The sequence below is a fragment of the Mycolicibacterium neworleansense genome (assembly GCF_001245615.1).
Classification (GTDB): Bacteria; Actinomycetota; Actinomycetes; order Mycobacteriales; family Mycobacteriaceae; genus Mycobacterium; species Mycobacterium neworleansense.
This window is the reverse complement of the sequence record NZ_CWKH01000002.1, coordinates 826,652-840,248: the sequence shown is the minus strand read 5'-3', so window position 1 is coordinate 840,248 and position 13,597 is coordinate 826,652. Positions and strand designations below refer to the sequence as shown.

Below are 13,597 nucleotides of genomic sequence, written 5' to 3'. Positions count from 1 at the left end.
ACGCATCCGGGAGGGGGCGGCGCAAACCGTCCCGCCCGAAAGTGCTTATTCGACAATAAGTTTGGGCATCGACACGAGAAAGTTCGGGCGCCCTGACAAAGTCGGTTCAGTTGCCCACATATTCGGCGAGGTGCTGACCGGTCAGCGTGGCGCGCCCGGCGACCAGGTCGGCCGGGGTGCCCTCGAATACGACGCGACCGCCGTCATGTCCGGCCCCGGGGCCCAGGTCGATGATCCAATCGGCGTGCGCCATCACCGCCTGATGGTGCTCGATCACGATCACCGACTTGCCCGAATCCACCAGCCGGTCCAGTAGCCCGAGCAGTTGCTCGACATCGGCCAGGTGCAGGCCTGTCGTCGGCTCGTCGAGGATGTAGGTGTCACCCTTCTCGCCCATCTGCGCGGCAAGTTTCAACCGCTGCCGCTCTCCGCCCGACAACGTGGTCAGCGGCTGCCCCAGCGTCAGATAGCCCAGGCCCACATCGGCCATCCGGGATAGGATCTTCTGTGCGGCGGGAACTTTGGACTCGCCCTCGGCGAAGTACCGCTCCGCCTCGCTGACCGGCATGGCCAGCACCTCGGCGATGTCGCGTCCACCGAGGGTGTACTGCAGCACCGAGGCGCCGAACCGCTTGCCCTCGCACTCCTCGCACGTGGTCTCGACGGTGGCCATCACCCCGAGATCGGTGTAGATCACCCCGGCGCCGTTGCACGTCGGGCAGGCGCCCTCCGAATTCGAGCTGAACAGTGCGGGTTTGACGTTGTTGGCCTTCGCGAAAGCCTTACGGATCGGCTCCAGCAGCCCGGTGTAGGTCGCCGGATTGCTGCGCCGCGAACCCCGGATCGGACTCTGATCGACGACCACCACACCGTCGCGGCCGGCCACCGAGCCGTCGATCAACGAACTCTTACCCGAGCCCGCGACCCCGGTGATCACCACCAAAGCACCCAGCGGGATGTCGACATCCACGTCACGCAGATTGTGGGTGTCGGCGCCACGGATCTCCAACGCGCCGTTGGCTTTCCGCACCTCATTCTTCAGGGTTGCGCGGTACCCCAGGTGCCGTCCGGTCACGGTGTCGCTGGCCTGCAGGCCGGCCACGTCACCTTCGAACACCACCTCGCCGCCGGCCGATCCGGCGCCCGGGCCCAGGTCGACGACGTGGTCGGCGATCGTGATCGTCTCGGGCTTGTGCTCGACGACCAGCACGGTGTTGCCCTTGTCCCGTAGGGCCAGCAACAGGTTGTTCATCCGGGCGATGTCGTGCGGGTGCAGCCCGATCGTCGGCTCGTCGAACACGTACGTGACATCGGTCAGGGACGAGCCCAGGTGACGGATCATCTTGACGCGCTGGGCTTCTCCGCCGGACAGGGTGCCGGCGGGCCGGTCCAGGGACAGATAGCCCAACCCGATCTCGACGAACGAGTCCAGCGTGTGCTGCAATGCGGCCAGCAGCGGGGCCACGGATTTTTCTTTGACGGTGCCGAGCCAGGCCGCCAGGTCGGTGATCTGCATCGCGCAGGCCTCGGCGATGTTGATACCAGCCACCTGCACCGAGCGCGCCGTCTCCGACAGGCGGGTGCCATCACACTCGGGGCAGGTGGTGAACGTGACCGCCCGCTCGACGAATGTCCGGATGTGCGGCTGCATGCCCTCGACGTCCTTGGACAGGAACGACTTCTGGATCTGCGGGATCAACCCGAGGTAGGTCAGGTTGACCCCGTCGACCTTGAGTTTCGTCGCCTCCTTGTACAGCAGCGCGTCGAGTTCCTTCTTGGTGAACTTGTTGATCGGCTTGTCCGGATCGAAGAAGCCGCAGCCCCGGAAGATCCGGCCGTACCAGCCGTCCATGCTGAAGCCCGGGATGGTCAGCGCGCCCTCGTTCAGCGATTTGGTGTCGTCGTACAACGCGGTCAGGTCGATGTCGTTGACCGCGCCACGACCCTCGCACCGCGGACACATGCCGCCGACGATGTTGAACTCGCGGCGTTCCTTGACCGTGCGTCCGCCCTTCTCGAGCGTCACCGCACCCGCCCCGCTGATCGAGGCCACGTTGAACGAAAACGCCTGTGGCGACCCGATATGCGGTTTGCCGATCCGGCTGAACAGGATGCGCAGCATCGCGCCGGTGTCGGTGGCGGTGCCGACGGTGGAACGCGGGTCGGCACCCATCCGCTGCTGGTCGACGATGATCGCGGTGGTCAGCCCCTCTAGGATGTCGACCTCCGGGCGCGCCAGGTTGGGCATGAACCCCTGCACGAAGGCGCTGTACGTCTCGTTGATCAACCGCTGGGATTCGGCGGCGATCGTGTCGAACACCAGTGAGCTCTTGCCCGACCCCGATACACCCGTGAACACCGTCAACCGGCGCTTGGGCAGCTCGATGTCGACGTCCTTGAGGTTGTTCTCCCGGGCTCCGGTGACCCGGATCAGATCATGGCTGTCGGCGGGGTGGGTCGTGGCGGTGCTCATCGGTTAGGGCAGCTCCTGGATTCGGACCATGTTTCCGGCGGGATCGCGAAGGGCGCAGTCCCGCACACCGTACGGCTGCTCGGTGGGTTCCTGAACCACCTCGACGTCCCCGGCCTGGACTTTTTCAAACGTCCCGTCGAGATCTTTGGTGGCGAGCAGGAGCGTGCCGAAGGTGCCCTTGGCCATCATCTCGCCGATCATGCGGCGCTCGTCGTCGGTCAGGCCGGGAGTGGCGAAAGGCGGGTACAGGACGACGGATGTGTCGGGCTGGTTGGGTGGACCGACCGTGATCCAACGCATCTTGTCCTTGCCGACGTCGAGACGGACCTCGAAGCCGAGGATGTCGCGATAGAACGCGAGAGATTCTTCCGGGTCGTCGAGCGGCAGCATGCTTGAGTGAATGGTGAGTTCCATGTTTGTCACGCTAGGTGGAGGCGGGTGGCGGGCGCTTCTCGATTCCTGATCGGTTTGGTGACCTGTTTCTCGACGCAGGACGGCATGCCGGAGGTCACTCCGGCGGTCTGTTGCCGATACGCACTGGGCGGGATGCCGACGAGCTCGGTGAACCGGGTGCTGAACGTGCCGAGCGAGGAGCAGCCGACGGCGAAGCAGACCTCGGTGACAGACATGTCGCCGCGGCGCAGCAGCGCCATCGCGCGCTCGATACGACGTGTCATCAGGTACGAATACGGTGACTCGCCATAGGCGATCTTGAACTGTCTGGACAGGTGCCCGGCCGACATGTTCACCCCGCGGGCAAGCGCTTCGACGTTCAGCGGCTGCGAATACTCGCGGTCGATCCGGTCCCGGACCCGGCGCAGCAGCTTGAGATCGCCTAGCTGTTGGTCGGCCACATCAGCGATCTTACGGCTGGCGATCGTACCTCTAGGGGGCCAGCCGATACACCGCGCCGGCGTAGTCGTCGGTGATGTACACCGCGCCGTCCGGTCCGGTGACCGCGGCCACCGGGCGGCCCCACCGGGTGCCGTCATCGGCCTGGAACCCGCCGACCAGGGTCTGCTGTGCGCCCAATGCGCCGTTGCGCCAACCGAAGAACGACACCTCGGGCGCCTGCGGTGACTGCCGGTTCCAGGATCCGTGCACCCCGACGAGCGCTCCCGGGCCATAGGGTTCCGGCAGTTCGGCGAAGCTCATCCCCAGCGGCGCCGAATGCGCTCCCAACGTCTGCTCCACCGGTGCCAGCACCGCACAGTCCATCTCGCTGCCGTCGGCGTTGGTCTCCATGTCGCGGATGAACCCGGCCGGTGGCGCGCCATCGGGATTGCAGTACGGCCAACCCAATTCGCGGCCCGGGGTCAGCTTGGCCACCGACTCCGGTGGGTGGTCGTCCACATAGTCCTGCCGCACCCGACCTTGCGGATCGGGCACGTTGTCGCGGTTGTTCACCGCTGTCCACAGCGAGCCATCCGGCGCGAGGGCCAGGCCCGTGCCGTTGCGCACCCCGGTGGCGAACAGTGCTGCCGGGCCACCACCGGGCGGCACCCGCATGATCGTCGCCCGCGGCGGCGTGGCACTGCGGTCCTCGGCCGAGACGTTGCCCGTCGATCCGATCGAGAAATACACCGCGCCATCGGATCCCACGACCACGCTCTTGAGCGCATGGGAATAGGCGCCGTGCAGGTCCGGGCTCTTGGCGTCGGGCAGACCGCCGGCGACGGTGCGGCGGTTGACCGCGCGGCCGTCGACGTAGTCATAGGCGTCGACGCGGTTGCTCTCGGCCACATAGAGCGTCGGCCCGGCGAAGAAGAGTCCGTGTGGCTGTTCCAGGCCTTCGAGCAGGGTGTGCCGGTCGGGGAGCACCGTCAGCACCTGCCCGGTGGCCGGGACAGACACCAGCAGGGCGCCGTCCGGGGCGAATACGGCCATCCTGGCCTTGGGCACCCGGGCGATCACCTCGATGGTCCAGCCGGAGGGAATCAGGGCCTGACGCGGTTCGTCGAGCGGGGCCTGGTCGAGGCCGGCGGGTACGTGCAGGGGCGCCGTTGCCAGCCCGGCGGGCGCAGCGCTCGACGCGGACGGTGGGGGCGGTCCGGTTTCGGGCTGCGTCCCACACGCGGCCAGGGCGGCCGCGGTGATCAGTGCGATCGCGCTACGCCCCGCCCAAACCCGCATTCATCTCCCAGACCAGGATCTCGGCTTCGGTATCGGCGGTGACCTGCCCGCCCGAATCGGTGAGCCGGGCGGCGTCTCCCTCGCCGAGCGATTCAGATCCGTCCAATGTGACCGACCCGCGCGCGACGAACAGGTGGACGTAGCGGGCCTGCGGCAGTGCGACCGAACCGCCGCGCCGCAGGCGGGCGCCGTACAACGTGGCATCGCGGTTGTGCAGGGTGACGGCGGCGTCGACCGCGCCGGAGGCGATCGGCGTCAACGTGTCCGCCAACTCGATCTCCTGCTGTTGATAGCTCGGTGTCACCCCGGCCGTATCGGGCAGCACCCACATCTGCACGAAATGCACGGGCTCACTGGCAGACCCGTTCTTCTCGGAATGCTGCACACCCGTGCCCGCCGACATCCGCTGCGCCAGACCCGGATAGATCACCCCGGAGTTACCCATCGAATCCGCGTGGGCCAACTGACCTGACAGGACCCAGGTGACGATCTCCATGTCCCGGTGCGGGTGGGTATCGAAACCGGCGCCCGGTGCCACGATGTCGTCGTTGTTGACCAGCAACAGCCCGTGGTGGGTGTTGGCCGGGTCGTAGTAGTCGGCGAAGGAGAACGAATGCCGTGACCGGAGCCAGTCGGTCGTGCTGGCGCCACGCTCGTCTGCGCGCCGGATATCGACCTTGGACGTCCCGGAAGCCATGGCGCCAGCCTACCGACGGGCTTCGCTGACCAACCGGTGGATCGGGCTCGGCAGGGGCTTAGTGTGTTGGGCGTGGAACTCAACGGAGCAAGCGCCATCGTCACCGGTGGCGCATCAGGTATCGGCGCGGCGACCGCCCGCCAGTTGGCCGCCAAGGGAGCCCGCGTTGTCGTGGCTGACCTGCAGGCGGATAAGGGTGAGGCCCTCGCCGAGGAGATCGGCGGCGCCTTCGTCAGCGTCGACGTCACCAACACCGAGCAGATCGAGGCCGCGGTCAACAAGGCCGGCGAGCTCGGCCCGCTGCGCGCCCTGGTGAACTCGGCCGGCATCGGCTGGGCCCAGCGCACCATCGGCAAGGACGGCGAGTTCGCCTCCGCGCACAACCTGGACGCCTACAAGAAGGTCCTGGCCATCAACCTGGTCGGCACCTTCGACTGCATCCGGTTGGCCGCCACCGCGATGAGCCGCAACGAGCTGACCGACACCGGCGAGCGCGGTGCGATCGTCAACATGACCAGCGTCGCGGCCTTCGACGGTCAGATCGGCCAGGCGGCCTACTCGTCGTCCAAGGGCGGCGTGGTCGGCCTGACCCTGCCCGTGGCGAGGGATTTGTCGGCAGCTGGGATTCGGGTGAACACCGTGGCACCCGGCCTGATCGACACCCCGATCTACGGCGAGGGCGAGGCGTCGGAGGCATTCAAGGCCAAGCTGGGCGAGTCGGTGCTGTTCCCGCACCGCCTCGGCAAGCCCGAGGAGCTGGCCTCGATGGTCGTCGAGCTGCTGACCAACTCGTACATGAACGCCGAGGTCGTGCGCGTCGACGGCGGCATCCGGATGCCACCCAAGTAACTCTCGCGAACAGACACAGAACTGCCCCTTTTCACCTGAAAAGGGGCAGTTTTGCGTCTGCTGGACAATTGTCAGGTGGTCGACACCTGGTGGGGTAACGCGCTGATCGGTCTCGGTGTCGCACTGCTGCTGAGCTGGCTGATCCTGATCGTCGCGCTGCTCGTCATGCGGCCCCGCGGAAACCTGCTCACCGAGGCGCTGCGGATGCTTCCCGATCTTTTGCGGCTCATCCCGCGGCTGGCCGCCGACAAGTCGTTGCCCCGGGGCGTGCGCCTGCGGCTGGCCCTGCTGGTCGTCTATCTGGCGCTGCCGATCGATCTGATCCCCGACTTCGTCCCGGTGCTCGGGTACGCCGACGACGCCATCATCGTCACCCTGGTGCTTCGCAGCGTCGTGCGTCATGCCGGTTTGGAAGCCGTGCGGGCGCACTGGCCGGGTACCGACGACGGGTTCGATGCGCTGGCGCGGTTGACCGGGCTCTCCCGCTGAGCGGTCCCTGGCCGGGAACCGCTCAGCGGGGAAGGGTTACCAGTCCGACTCGTCGAACTTGATGACACCACGAATGTTGTTGCCGTCCAACATGTCCTGGTAGCCCTGGTTGATGTCCTCGAGCTTGTAGGTCCGGGTGATCATGTCGTCGATGTTGAGCAGGCCCGACTTGTACAGCGCGGTCAGCCGCGGGGTCTCCACGTGCGAGCTGCCGCCACCGAAGATGTTGCCCTTCAACGTCTTCTGCAACATCGTGAACAGGAACAGGTTGAGCTTGACGTCGGCATCCATCATCGACCCCATGCCCGTCACCACGCAGGTGCCGGTCTTGGCGGTGAGGATCATCGCCTCTTCGATGTACTCGCCCTTCATCTCGCCCACGGCGATGATGACCTTGTCGGCCATCAGGCCCCAGGTCGTCTCCATCACCGGCGCGATGGCCTCGGCCATCGACGGGTAGACGTGCGTGGCGCCGAACTTGATGGCCTGCTCCCGCTTCCATTCGTTCGGGTCGATCGCGATGACGTGCTTGGCACCCGAGATCACCGCACCCTGCAGCGCGCTCATGCCGATACCGCCGACGCCGACGACGATGACGGTCTCGCCGGGCTTGACGTCGGCGACATTGGTGGCCGAGCCGAAGCCGGTCGGCACCGCGCAACCCATGATGGCCGCGGTCTCGAACGGGATGTCCCTGTCGATCTTGACGACGGAGTCCTTGTGCACGGTCATGTACGGCGCGAACGTGCCCAGCAGGTTCATCGGCGACACCTCATGGCCGCCGGCGTGGATGCGGTTGGTGCCGTCGGCGATGGCCTTGCCGCCCAGCAGCACGGCGCCACGGTCGCACAGCGAGCGGAAGCCCTTCAGACACGGCGGGCACTCACCACAGGCCGGGATGAAGGCGAGGATGACGTGGTCGCCCTCCTCGATGCCGGTGACGTTCTTGCCGACCTTGGTGACAACGCCGGCGCCCTCATGGCCGCCGAGCGCGGGCAGCGCCATCGGGGTGGCGCCGGTGGTCAGGTGGTAGTCCGAGTGGCACATGCCCGCGGCGTGCATCCGGATCTGTACTTCGTCGGCGACGGGGTCGCCGAGGTCGATCTCGTCGACCTTGAAGGGCGAGTTGAGTTCCCACAGCAGGGCGCCTTTGGTCTTCATGGAAGGCGATAATAGAACAGGTTGCAGTACTGCCGGGTAATGGCCCTATGACCTGCGTATATACAAGCTTGATTTCGTTGTAATGGGATGCGCCGATGAACTAGCGGCTCGCCGCGGGTCTACATGCCATGACTGAAATCAAAGCCAACATCGTCCCCAACCTGTGGTTCGACCGGGAGGCCGAGCAGGCCGCGCAGCACTACATCGCCGCGTTCGGCGGCAACGGCCGCATCATCACCACCATCGCCTCGCATCCTGATTCACCCTCTCCGCAGGATGTACCGGTGGTGGTGGAGTTCGAGCTGGCCGGTCAGCGCCTGGTCGGCATCAACGGTGGCCCGCAGTTCACCTTCAACGAGGCCATCTCGCTGGAAGCGCGCGTCACCGGCCAGGAGCAGCTGGACCAGCTCTGGGCCGCGCTGGTCGAGGGCGGCGAGGAACTGCCGTGCGGCTGGCTCAAGGACAAGTACGGGCTGGCGTGGCAGATCACGCCGACCGAGTACTACGACTTGTTGGGCAAGGGCGATTCCGAAGCTGACGCTCGGTTGATGTCCGCGGTGTTGAGCACTGTCGGCAAGTTCGACATCGCCAAACTGCAGGCGGCCTACAACGGTTGACGTTCGGCCCGGAGCAAAGGGTGGATCTATATATAGCGCCATGTGGTAGATATATTGCCCATGGACAGCAAACAGTGTCTGTGCATCGCCTGTGTCGACGACGGCCAGCGTGACGCCAATGACCCTGTCGTCCGCCGGATGCTCGACGACGTCGAACGCCACGGCCACCACTGTGTGGGGATAGGGCCGACCAAACCCGAGGAACCGCCGCCCTACGTCTTCACCGCGGGGTTGTGGCACACCCACCGGCAACCCGAACTCGCGATCTACGGTGTCGGCGATTTCGGCCTGATGACAAGGGTGCTGAACACGGTCGTGGCGGAAGCCCGGTCCGCCGGCCGCGCCCTGGTGCCCCAGGCGCGGTTCTCGGGTGTGTTGGGATTGCGTGACACCGAGCCCGATGACTACTGGGTCAAGCTGATGCCGATCCATTCGAGCTGGTGCCCCAGCCAGTTCGGCATGGCTCTGCATTTCAATGCCGCCAACCCCGTGGACTTTCTTCAGGTGGTGTGGCCGGACGGTGCCGGCCGTTACCCCGGCGAACCGGGTTTCGATGAGTACTTCGCCGATCGGCAGCCGATGATGTGGCTGCCGATCCGCGACCATCCACCCAGCGTCTGGCTGCCACCCGGGGTGCCTGCACCGGATCGGATCTCGGAAACGTGGGAGGTAAATCGAATGGGTGCCTGGGGAGTCGACGCCTACGGCAACGACACTGCCGCTGATTGGGCCAACGACTTCGACGACACCCCCCTCGAGGGCCGCGTGGCATTCCTCGAGCACACGTTCGCCAAAGCCCACGACACCGATTTCCTCGACAATCGTGAATGTGAACAGGTCATCGCCGCCGCCGCGGCTGTCGTCGCACTGATGCCGGGTGGAACCCCGCTCGACACTGCCATGGGACCCGAAACGCTCGACGAGGAGCCGAGAATCGTCGTCACCGAGGAGCTGCGCAACCGCGCGGTGGCGGCATTGCGCGAGGTCGTCCGCCCCGACTCCGAATGGTCACTCTTGTGGGCGGATTCCGATCTGGAGGCCTCGGCACATGCCACCGTTACCCAGCTGATCACCGAGCTCGAACCCTACGGAGACTGGACGCCGCACCGCCGGCTGGAAACGGCACTGCCGGCCTGTCTGCGGGACCCGGCGATAGCGCTGGAAGCGCTGCGCGGCATCGTGGATTTCGATGCGGTACAAGCCTTTACGGTCGAGCGCTTCATCAAGCGGCACGATTGGGGGCCGGCCCTCTATCAGGAGGTCGCGGTGCTCGACGGTGAGCGGTTGATCCTCTGGATGGGTGACGACGTCCGTGCCGACGACGACCCGGATCCGGGCACCCCGCAGTTCGAGTCCGGGTTGCGGGTGATCCCGCGATCCTGGATCTACGACATCTCGATCGACGAGAATTTTCGAATCGACAATGGCCGGCGGATCCTCTACGGCGCCGAGGTGTGCATAACCCTCGGCATCAACGACCATGCCAAGCGAACCCGGGGCACCAAGAAGACGGAGTTCTATCCGGCGGAGCTCAAATTCTCCAAGTCGATACATGACGGCGGCCCTGAACACATCGCCAGGCTCGTCGAATTCGGCAGGGCGGCAACCAAGATGCTGCACGCATGAGGCTCTCGGAACTCTACGCATTGCGTACCGGGGTGGCCCCGCTCAACGAGCGGGCCTGCCTGCTCACGGTTCGCGACGCCGGACTGCTCACCGTGACTTCCGGGCAGATCGAGATCGCCGATCCGATCAACTTCGGGGCAGGTTTCGTCACCTCCATCGGTGCCGGCGCGCACCCGGTGCGGTTGACCCTGGCCGATGTGTCGGAAGGGTTGGACGGTAGCCACCTGCGGGTGGCGTATCTGAGCGTGTGCATGCGCGACGACGCACCCGTCAGCGTGGAAGGCGTGGTGCCGGACGGGAAGCCGGCACCCGAGCCCGGCATGTCGTACGTCGTCCCGGTGGACTGCGCGAGTGTCGGAGTGGCCGACGCGGCCGAGGCCAGGCGGGTCAGTGACCTGACGTACGAAGAAACCTCGGACTGGTTCGACAACGAGGTCTGGGCCGACCGGCCCTACGAAACCACCGAGGATCACGTCGCGCCCCACAGTGTCACGCTGTTCGATGCCCGCGCGGGTGAGAATTACGTGATCTGCCGGTCCGGCTGGGGCGACGGGAGTTATTCGGTGTTCGCCACCCGAAACGCCGACGGTGACCTGTGCGGTGTTCACGTCGACTTCGAAGTCGTCTACGACCGCACCGCCGACTACGACGCCATCTGAGCGTTCGGTGGTCAGAGTGAGGCCGGCAGTCCGAACTTCTCGAACAACGACAGCTCCATGAACGCCACCACGTGCGAGATGCCCTCGGGGCGCACCTCGAGGACGTGCAGCTGAAACGCATCGTGCCGGCCGGTCTCGCGGTTCAGCATGTACATCGCCGCGGCGGGCTGGCCGTTGGCGCTCGTGGCGATGAACCGCATGTCCCCGGGCTCTTCGGCCGGGCACTTGTACCGGGACAGGTCGCCGATGGCCTCCGGCCCCCGGTACCAGCTGTCGAACGGTGGCATCTCCCAGATCGCCTCGGCGGTGAACAACTCGACCAGCTTGTCGATGTCATAGGCCTCGAACGCGGCCATGTAGTTGCGCAGCAGGTTCTGGGCGTGCGGGGAGTCCGGCGCGTCGATCTCGTCGTCCTGGCTGGGGCCCACCGCGTCGAGCTGGGCACGGGCGCGCTGCAGGAGGCTGTTGACGGCGGCTGTCGACGCCCCGATCGCCTCACCCACCTCGGCGGCTTTCCACTGCAGTACCTCACGCATCACCAGCACCGCGCGTTGCCGGGCGGACAGATGCTGCAGCGCCGCGACGAAAGCGAGCCGCACCGAATCCCGGGTCCCCACGATCGTGCTGGGATCCGCCGGGTCGTCGGTGGAATCCGGCAGTGGCTGCAGCCACGGGATCTCGTGGTGTTCGGAGATCTCGTCGGTGGGCGACGAGCTCGGGTTGCCCAGACCCGACGGCAGCGGGCGGCGTTGCCGGCCCTCCAGTGCCGTCAGGCACGTGTTGGTCGCGATGCGGTACAGCCAGGTCCGGACCGAGGATTTGCCCTCGAAACCGCCGTAGGACTTCCAGGCGCGCAGGTAGGTCTCCTGCACCAGATCCTCGGCATCGTGCAGCGAACCGGTCATCCGGTAGCAGTGCGCCAGCAGCTCACGGCGGTAGCGCTGGGCGTCGGCCAGGAAGGCATCGGCCGGGCTGTCGTCATCTAGGCGGTGAGCGAGGACCGTCACATTCGCGAGCTTACGCAGCACCCCCGACAACTTCGATCGAATACGCTCGCCAGGGTGACCAGCACGCGCAGTGAACAGACCTTCGAGGGCGTCGGAGGGGTCCGCATCGTCTACGACGTGTGGACTCCGGACATCGCGCCCCGAGGCGTCGTCGTCCTCTCCCACGGTCTCGGTGAGCACGCCGGCCGCTACCACCACGTCGCGCAGCGGTTCGGGAAGGCGGGGCTGGTCGTCTACGCCCTGGACCATCGCGGTCACGGCCGCTCCGGCGGCAAGCGGGTGTACCTGCGCGACATGTCCGAGTACGTCGGCGACTTCCACACCCTGGTCGGCATCGCCGCCACCGAGTATCCGGCGCTCCCGCGACTCGTACTGGGTCACAGCATGGGCGGCGGCATCGTGTTCACCTACGGCGTCGAATACCCCGACGAATACACCGCGATGGTGCTGTCCGGGCCCGCGGTGGCCGCGCAGGCGGCGGTCTCACCGGTGCTGGCGGCCGTGGCCAAGGTGCTCGGCAAGATCGCCCCCGGGCTGCCGGTGGAGAACCTCGACGCCAATGCGGTGTCGCGCGACCCCGAGGTGGTGGCGGCCTACAACGCCGACCCGCTGGTATGGCACGGCAAGGTCCCCGCGGGCATCGCCCGGGCGCTGATCATCGTGGGTGAGACGATGCCGCAGCGGGCCTCGGCCCTGACCGCGCCGCTGCTGGTGGTGCACGGTGAGAAGGACCGCCTGGTGGCCGCCGACGGCAGTCGCCACCTCGTCGAATGCGTGGGGTCGCAGGACGTGCACCTCAAGGTGTATCCGGGCCTGTTCCACGAGGTGTTCAACGAGCCCGAGAAGGAGCTGGTCCTCGACGACGTGACGGCCTGGATCGAGACGCACCTGTGAGAAAGTTTGTCGCCGTCCTGGTTTCGGCGCTTCTGGTGGCCGGCTGCGGCTCGGAGAAGGCCGCGGACGAGGCGCAGCAGCCGTCGTGGACCGACACCGATGTCACGTTCGACGCCGACGGCCTCACCATCCACGGGACCTACCGGCATCAGGAGGGCGCCGGTCCGGCGGCACTGCTGATCTCCGAGAGCGGCCCCACCGACCGCAACGGCGACAACAAGGTCGTCGGCCCGGTCGGCAACATGCGCCAACTCGCGGAAACGTTGTCGAACAAGGGCGTTGCCAGCCTGCGCTACGACAAGATCGGCACCGGCGCCACCAAGCTCGGCCCCTACGAGAAGAAACCCGCCGAGGTGGTCAGCGGCGTCTACACCGGCGGGGCAGCCGCCGCGCTGCGGTTCCTGGCCGGCCGGCCTGACACCGACGCGGCCAAACTGTCGATCTACGCGGTCGGTGAGGGCGCCATCCACGCCATGACCCTGGCCAGTGCCGGCGATCCGAAGGTGCACTCGCTGGCCTTGTTTCAACCGTTGTCCGGCCGCTACCTGGACATCATCACCAACCGGGTGCGCTCCGGGGCCACCCCCGAGGTGCTGACCGCCTGGCTCGGCGCGGTCGAGGAGATCCGCACCAAGGGGACCGTGCCCGCCAACCTGCCTGAAGGCCTGAGCGCGATCGTCAACAAAGACAACCTCAACGCCATCGTCGCGGCCGACAAGATCGACCCGCTCGAGCTGGCCGCGGCGCTGCCCGACGGCATGCCGGTGTTGCTCACCTGCTCGGACTCCGACTCCCAGGCCAGCTGCGAGGTCGAGCGTCCGCTGATCGACGCGCTCAAGCACACCGCACTGACCCTCGTCGAGCTCAAGGGCGTCAACCATGTACTGCGCGACGATCCGACCGACAGCATCGCCAACTACGGCAAGCCCGGACCGTTGTCTCCGCAGGTGGTGAACGCGGTGGAAGGCTTCGCCGGAAAGTGATGTCGGAGT

14 protein-coding genes are annotated in these 13,597 nt (G+C 66.5%); 7 read left to right on the top strand and 7 right to left on the bottom strand.

The window, feature by feature from the left end:
- Window positions 1-106 precede the first annotated feature (106 nt).
- The 5 genes from BN2156_RS19645 to BN2156_RS19625 are packed head-to-tail and all read right to left on the bottom strand — an operon-like array spanning window position 107 to window position 5,303.
- Window positions 107-2,473: an ATP-binding cassette domain-containing protein gene (locus tag BN2156_RS19645; RefSeq protein ID WP_090516638.1), complete on the bottom strand. Its 2,367-nt coding sequence runs from the start codon at window positions 2,471-2,473 to the stop codon at window positions 107-109.
- A 3-nt stretch (window positions 2,474-2,476) separates the two neighbouring features.
- Window positions 2,477-2,887 carry a VOC family protein gene (locus BN2156_RS19640; RefSeq protein WP_090517505.1) on the bottom strand — a complete coding sequence of 137 codons (411 nt, stop codon included), beginning with the start codon at window positions 2,885-2,887 and terminating at the stop codon, window positions 2,477-2,479.
- Between the two features lie 5 nt (window positions 2,888-2,892).
- A complete protein-coding gene (locus BN2156_RS19635) occupies window positions 2,893-3,327 on the bottom strand; it encodes a helix-turn-helix transcriptional regulator (protein WP_090516637.1) in 435 nt (144 codons plus the stop codon).
- Window positions 3,328-3,358: 31 nt separating this feature from the next.
- Window positions 3,359-4,606 (bottom strand): PQQ-dependent sugar dehydrogenase, encoded by a 1,248-nt coding sequence (locus tag BN2156_RS19630; RefSeq protein ID WP_090516636.1) that lies wholly within the window; start codon window positions 4,604-4,606, stop codon window positions 3,359-3,361.
- Window positions 4,584-5,303 (bottom strand): pirin family protein, encoded by a 720-nt coding sequence (locus BN2156_RS19625; protein ID WP_090516635.1) that lies wholly within the window; start codon window positions 5,301-5,303, stop codon window positions 4,584-4,586. Before BN2156_RS19625 ends, BN2156_RS19630 begins: the two co-directional genes overlap by 23 nt.
- Before the next feature lie 72 nt (window positions 5,304-5,375).
- On the opposite strand from BN2156_RS19625, the gene BN2156_RS19620 reads away from it, so the two are divergent.
- Both BN2156_RS19620 and BN2156_RS19615 read left to right on the top strand, forming a co-directional pair.
- Window positions 5,376-6,152: an SDR family oxidoreductase gene (locus BN2156_RS19620; RefSeq protein WP_090517504.1), complete on the top strand. Its 777-nt coding sequence runs from the start codon at window positions 5,376-5,378 to the stop codon at window positions 6,150-6,152.
- Window positions 6,153-6,227: 75 nt separating this feature from the next.
- Window positions 6,228-6,641 carry a YkvA family protein gene (locus BN2156_RS19615; RefSeq protein ID WP_090516634.1) on the top strand — a complete coding sequence of 138 codons (414 nt, stop codon included), beginning with the start codon at window positions 6,228-6,230 and terminating at the stop codon, window positions 6,639-6,641.
- A 36-nt stretch (window positions 6,642-6,677) separates the two neighbouring features.
- On the opposite strand, the gene BN2156_RS19610 is transcribed toward BN2156_RS19615, so the two are convergent.
- The gene (locus BN2156_RS19610) at window positions 6,678-7,802 is read right to left on the bottom strand and encodes an NDMA-dependent alcohol dehydrogenase (RefSeq protein ID WP_090516633.1); all 1,125 of its coding nucleotides are present in this window, start codon (window positions 7,800-7,802) and stop codon (window positions 6,678-6,680) included.
- Window positions 7,803-7,930: 128 nt separating this feature from the next.
- Here BN2156_RS19610 and BN2156_RS19605 point away from each other — a divergent pair, with 128 nt between their 5' ends.
- Genes BN2156_RS19605 through BN2156_RS19595 form a run of 3 tightly spaced genes read left to right on the top strand, consistent with a single transcriptional unit; the run spans window position 7,931 to window position 10,704 of the window.
- On the top strand, window positions 7,931-8,419 hold the full coding sequence (locus tag BN2156_RS19605) for a VOC family protein (RefSeq protein ID WP_090516632.1): 489 nt from the start codon (window positions 7,931-7,933) through the stop codon (window positions 8,417-8,419).
- 60 nt (window positions 8,420-8,479) lie between these two features.
- Entirely contained in the window at window positions 8,480-10,045 is a 1,566-nt protein-coding gene (locus tag BN2156_RS19600; RefSeq protein WP_090516631.1) for a DUF4262 domain-containing protein, read from the top strand.
- On the top strand, window positions 10,042-10,704 hold the full coding sequence (locus tag BN2156_RS19595; RefSeq protein WP_090516630.1) for a DUF4241 domain-containing protein: 663 nt from the start codon (window positions 10,042-10,044) through the stop codon (window positions 10,702-10,704). Before BN2156_RS19600 ends, BN2156_RS19595 begins: the two co-directional genes overlap by 4 nt.
- Before the next feature lie 11 nt (window positions 10,705-10,715).
- Here BN2156_RS19595 and BN2156_RS19590 read toward each other — a convergent pair whose 3' ends face one another.
- On the bottom strand, window positions 10,716-11,741 hold the full coding sequence (locus tag BN2156_RS19590) for a sigma-70 family RNA polymerase sigma factor (RefSeq protein ID WP_090516629.1): 1,026 nt from the start codon (window positions 11,739-11,741) through the stop codon (window positions 10,716-10,718).
- Between the two features lie 24 nt (window positions 11,742-11,765).
- Between BN2156_RS19590 and BN2156_RS19585 the strand changes: the two genes are divergently transcribed.
- Both BN2156_RS19585 and BN2156_RS19580 read left to right on the top strand, forming a co-directional pair.
- Entirely contained in the window at window positions 11,766-12,605 is an 840-nt protein-coding gene (locus tag BN2156_RS19585) for an alpha/beta hydrolase (protein ID WP_090516628.1), read from the top strand.
- Window positions 12,602-13,588 (top strand): alpha/beta hydrolase family protein, encoded by a 987-nt coding sequence (locus tag BN2156_RS19580; RefSeq protein WP_090516627.1) that lies wholly within the window; start codon window positions 12,602-12,604, stop codon window positions 13,586-13,588. The genes BN2156_RS19585 and BN2156_RS19580 overlap by 4 nt, the downstream gene beginning before the upstream one ends.
- Window positions 13,589-13,597 lie beyond the last annotated feature (9 nt).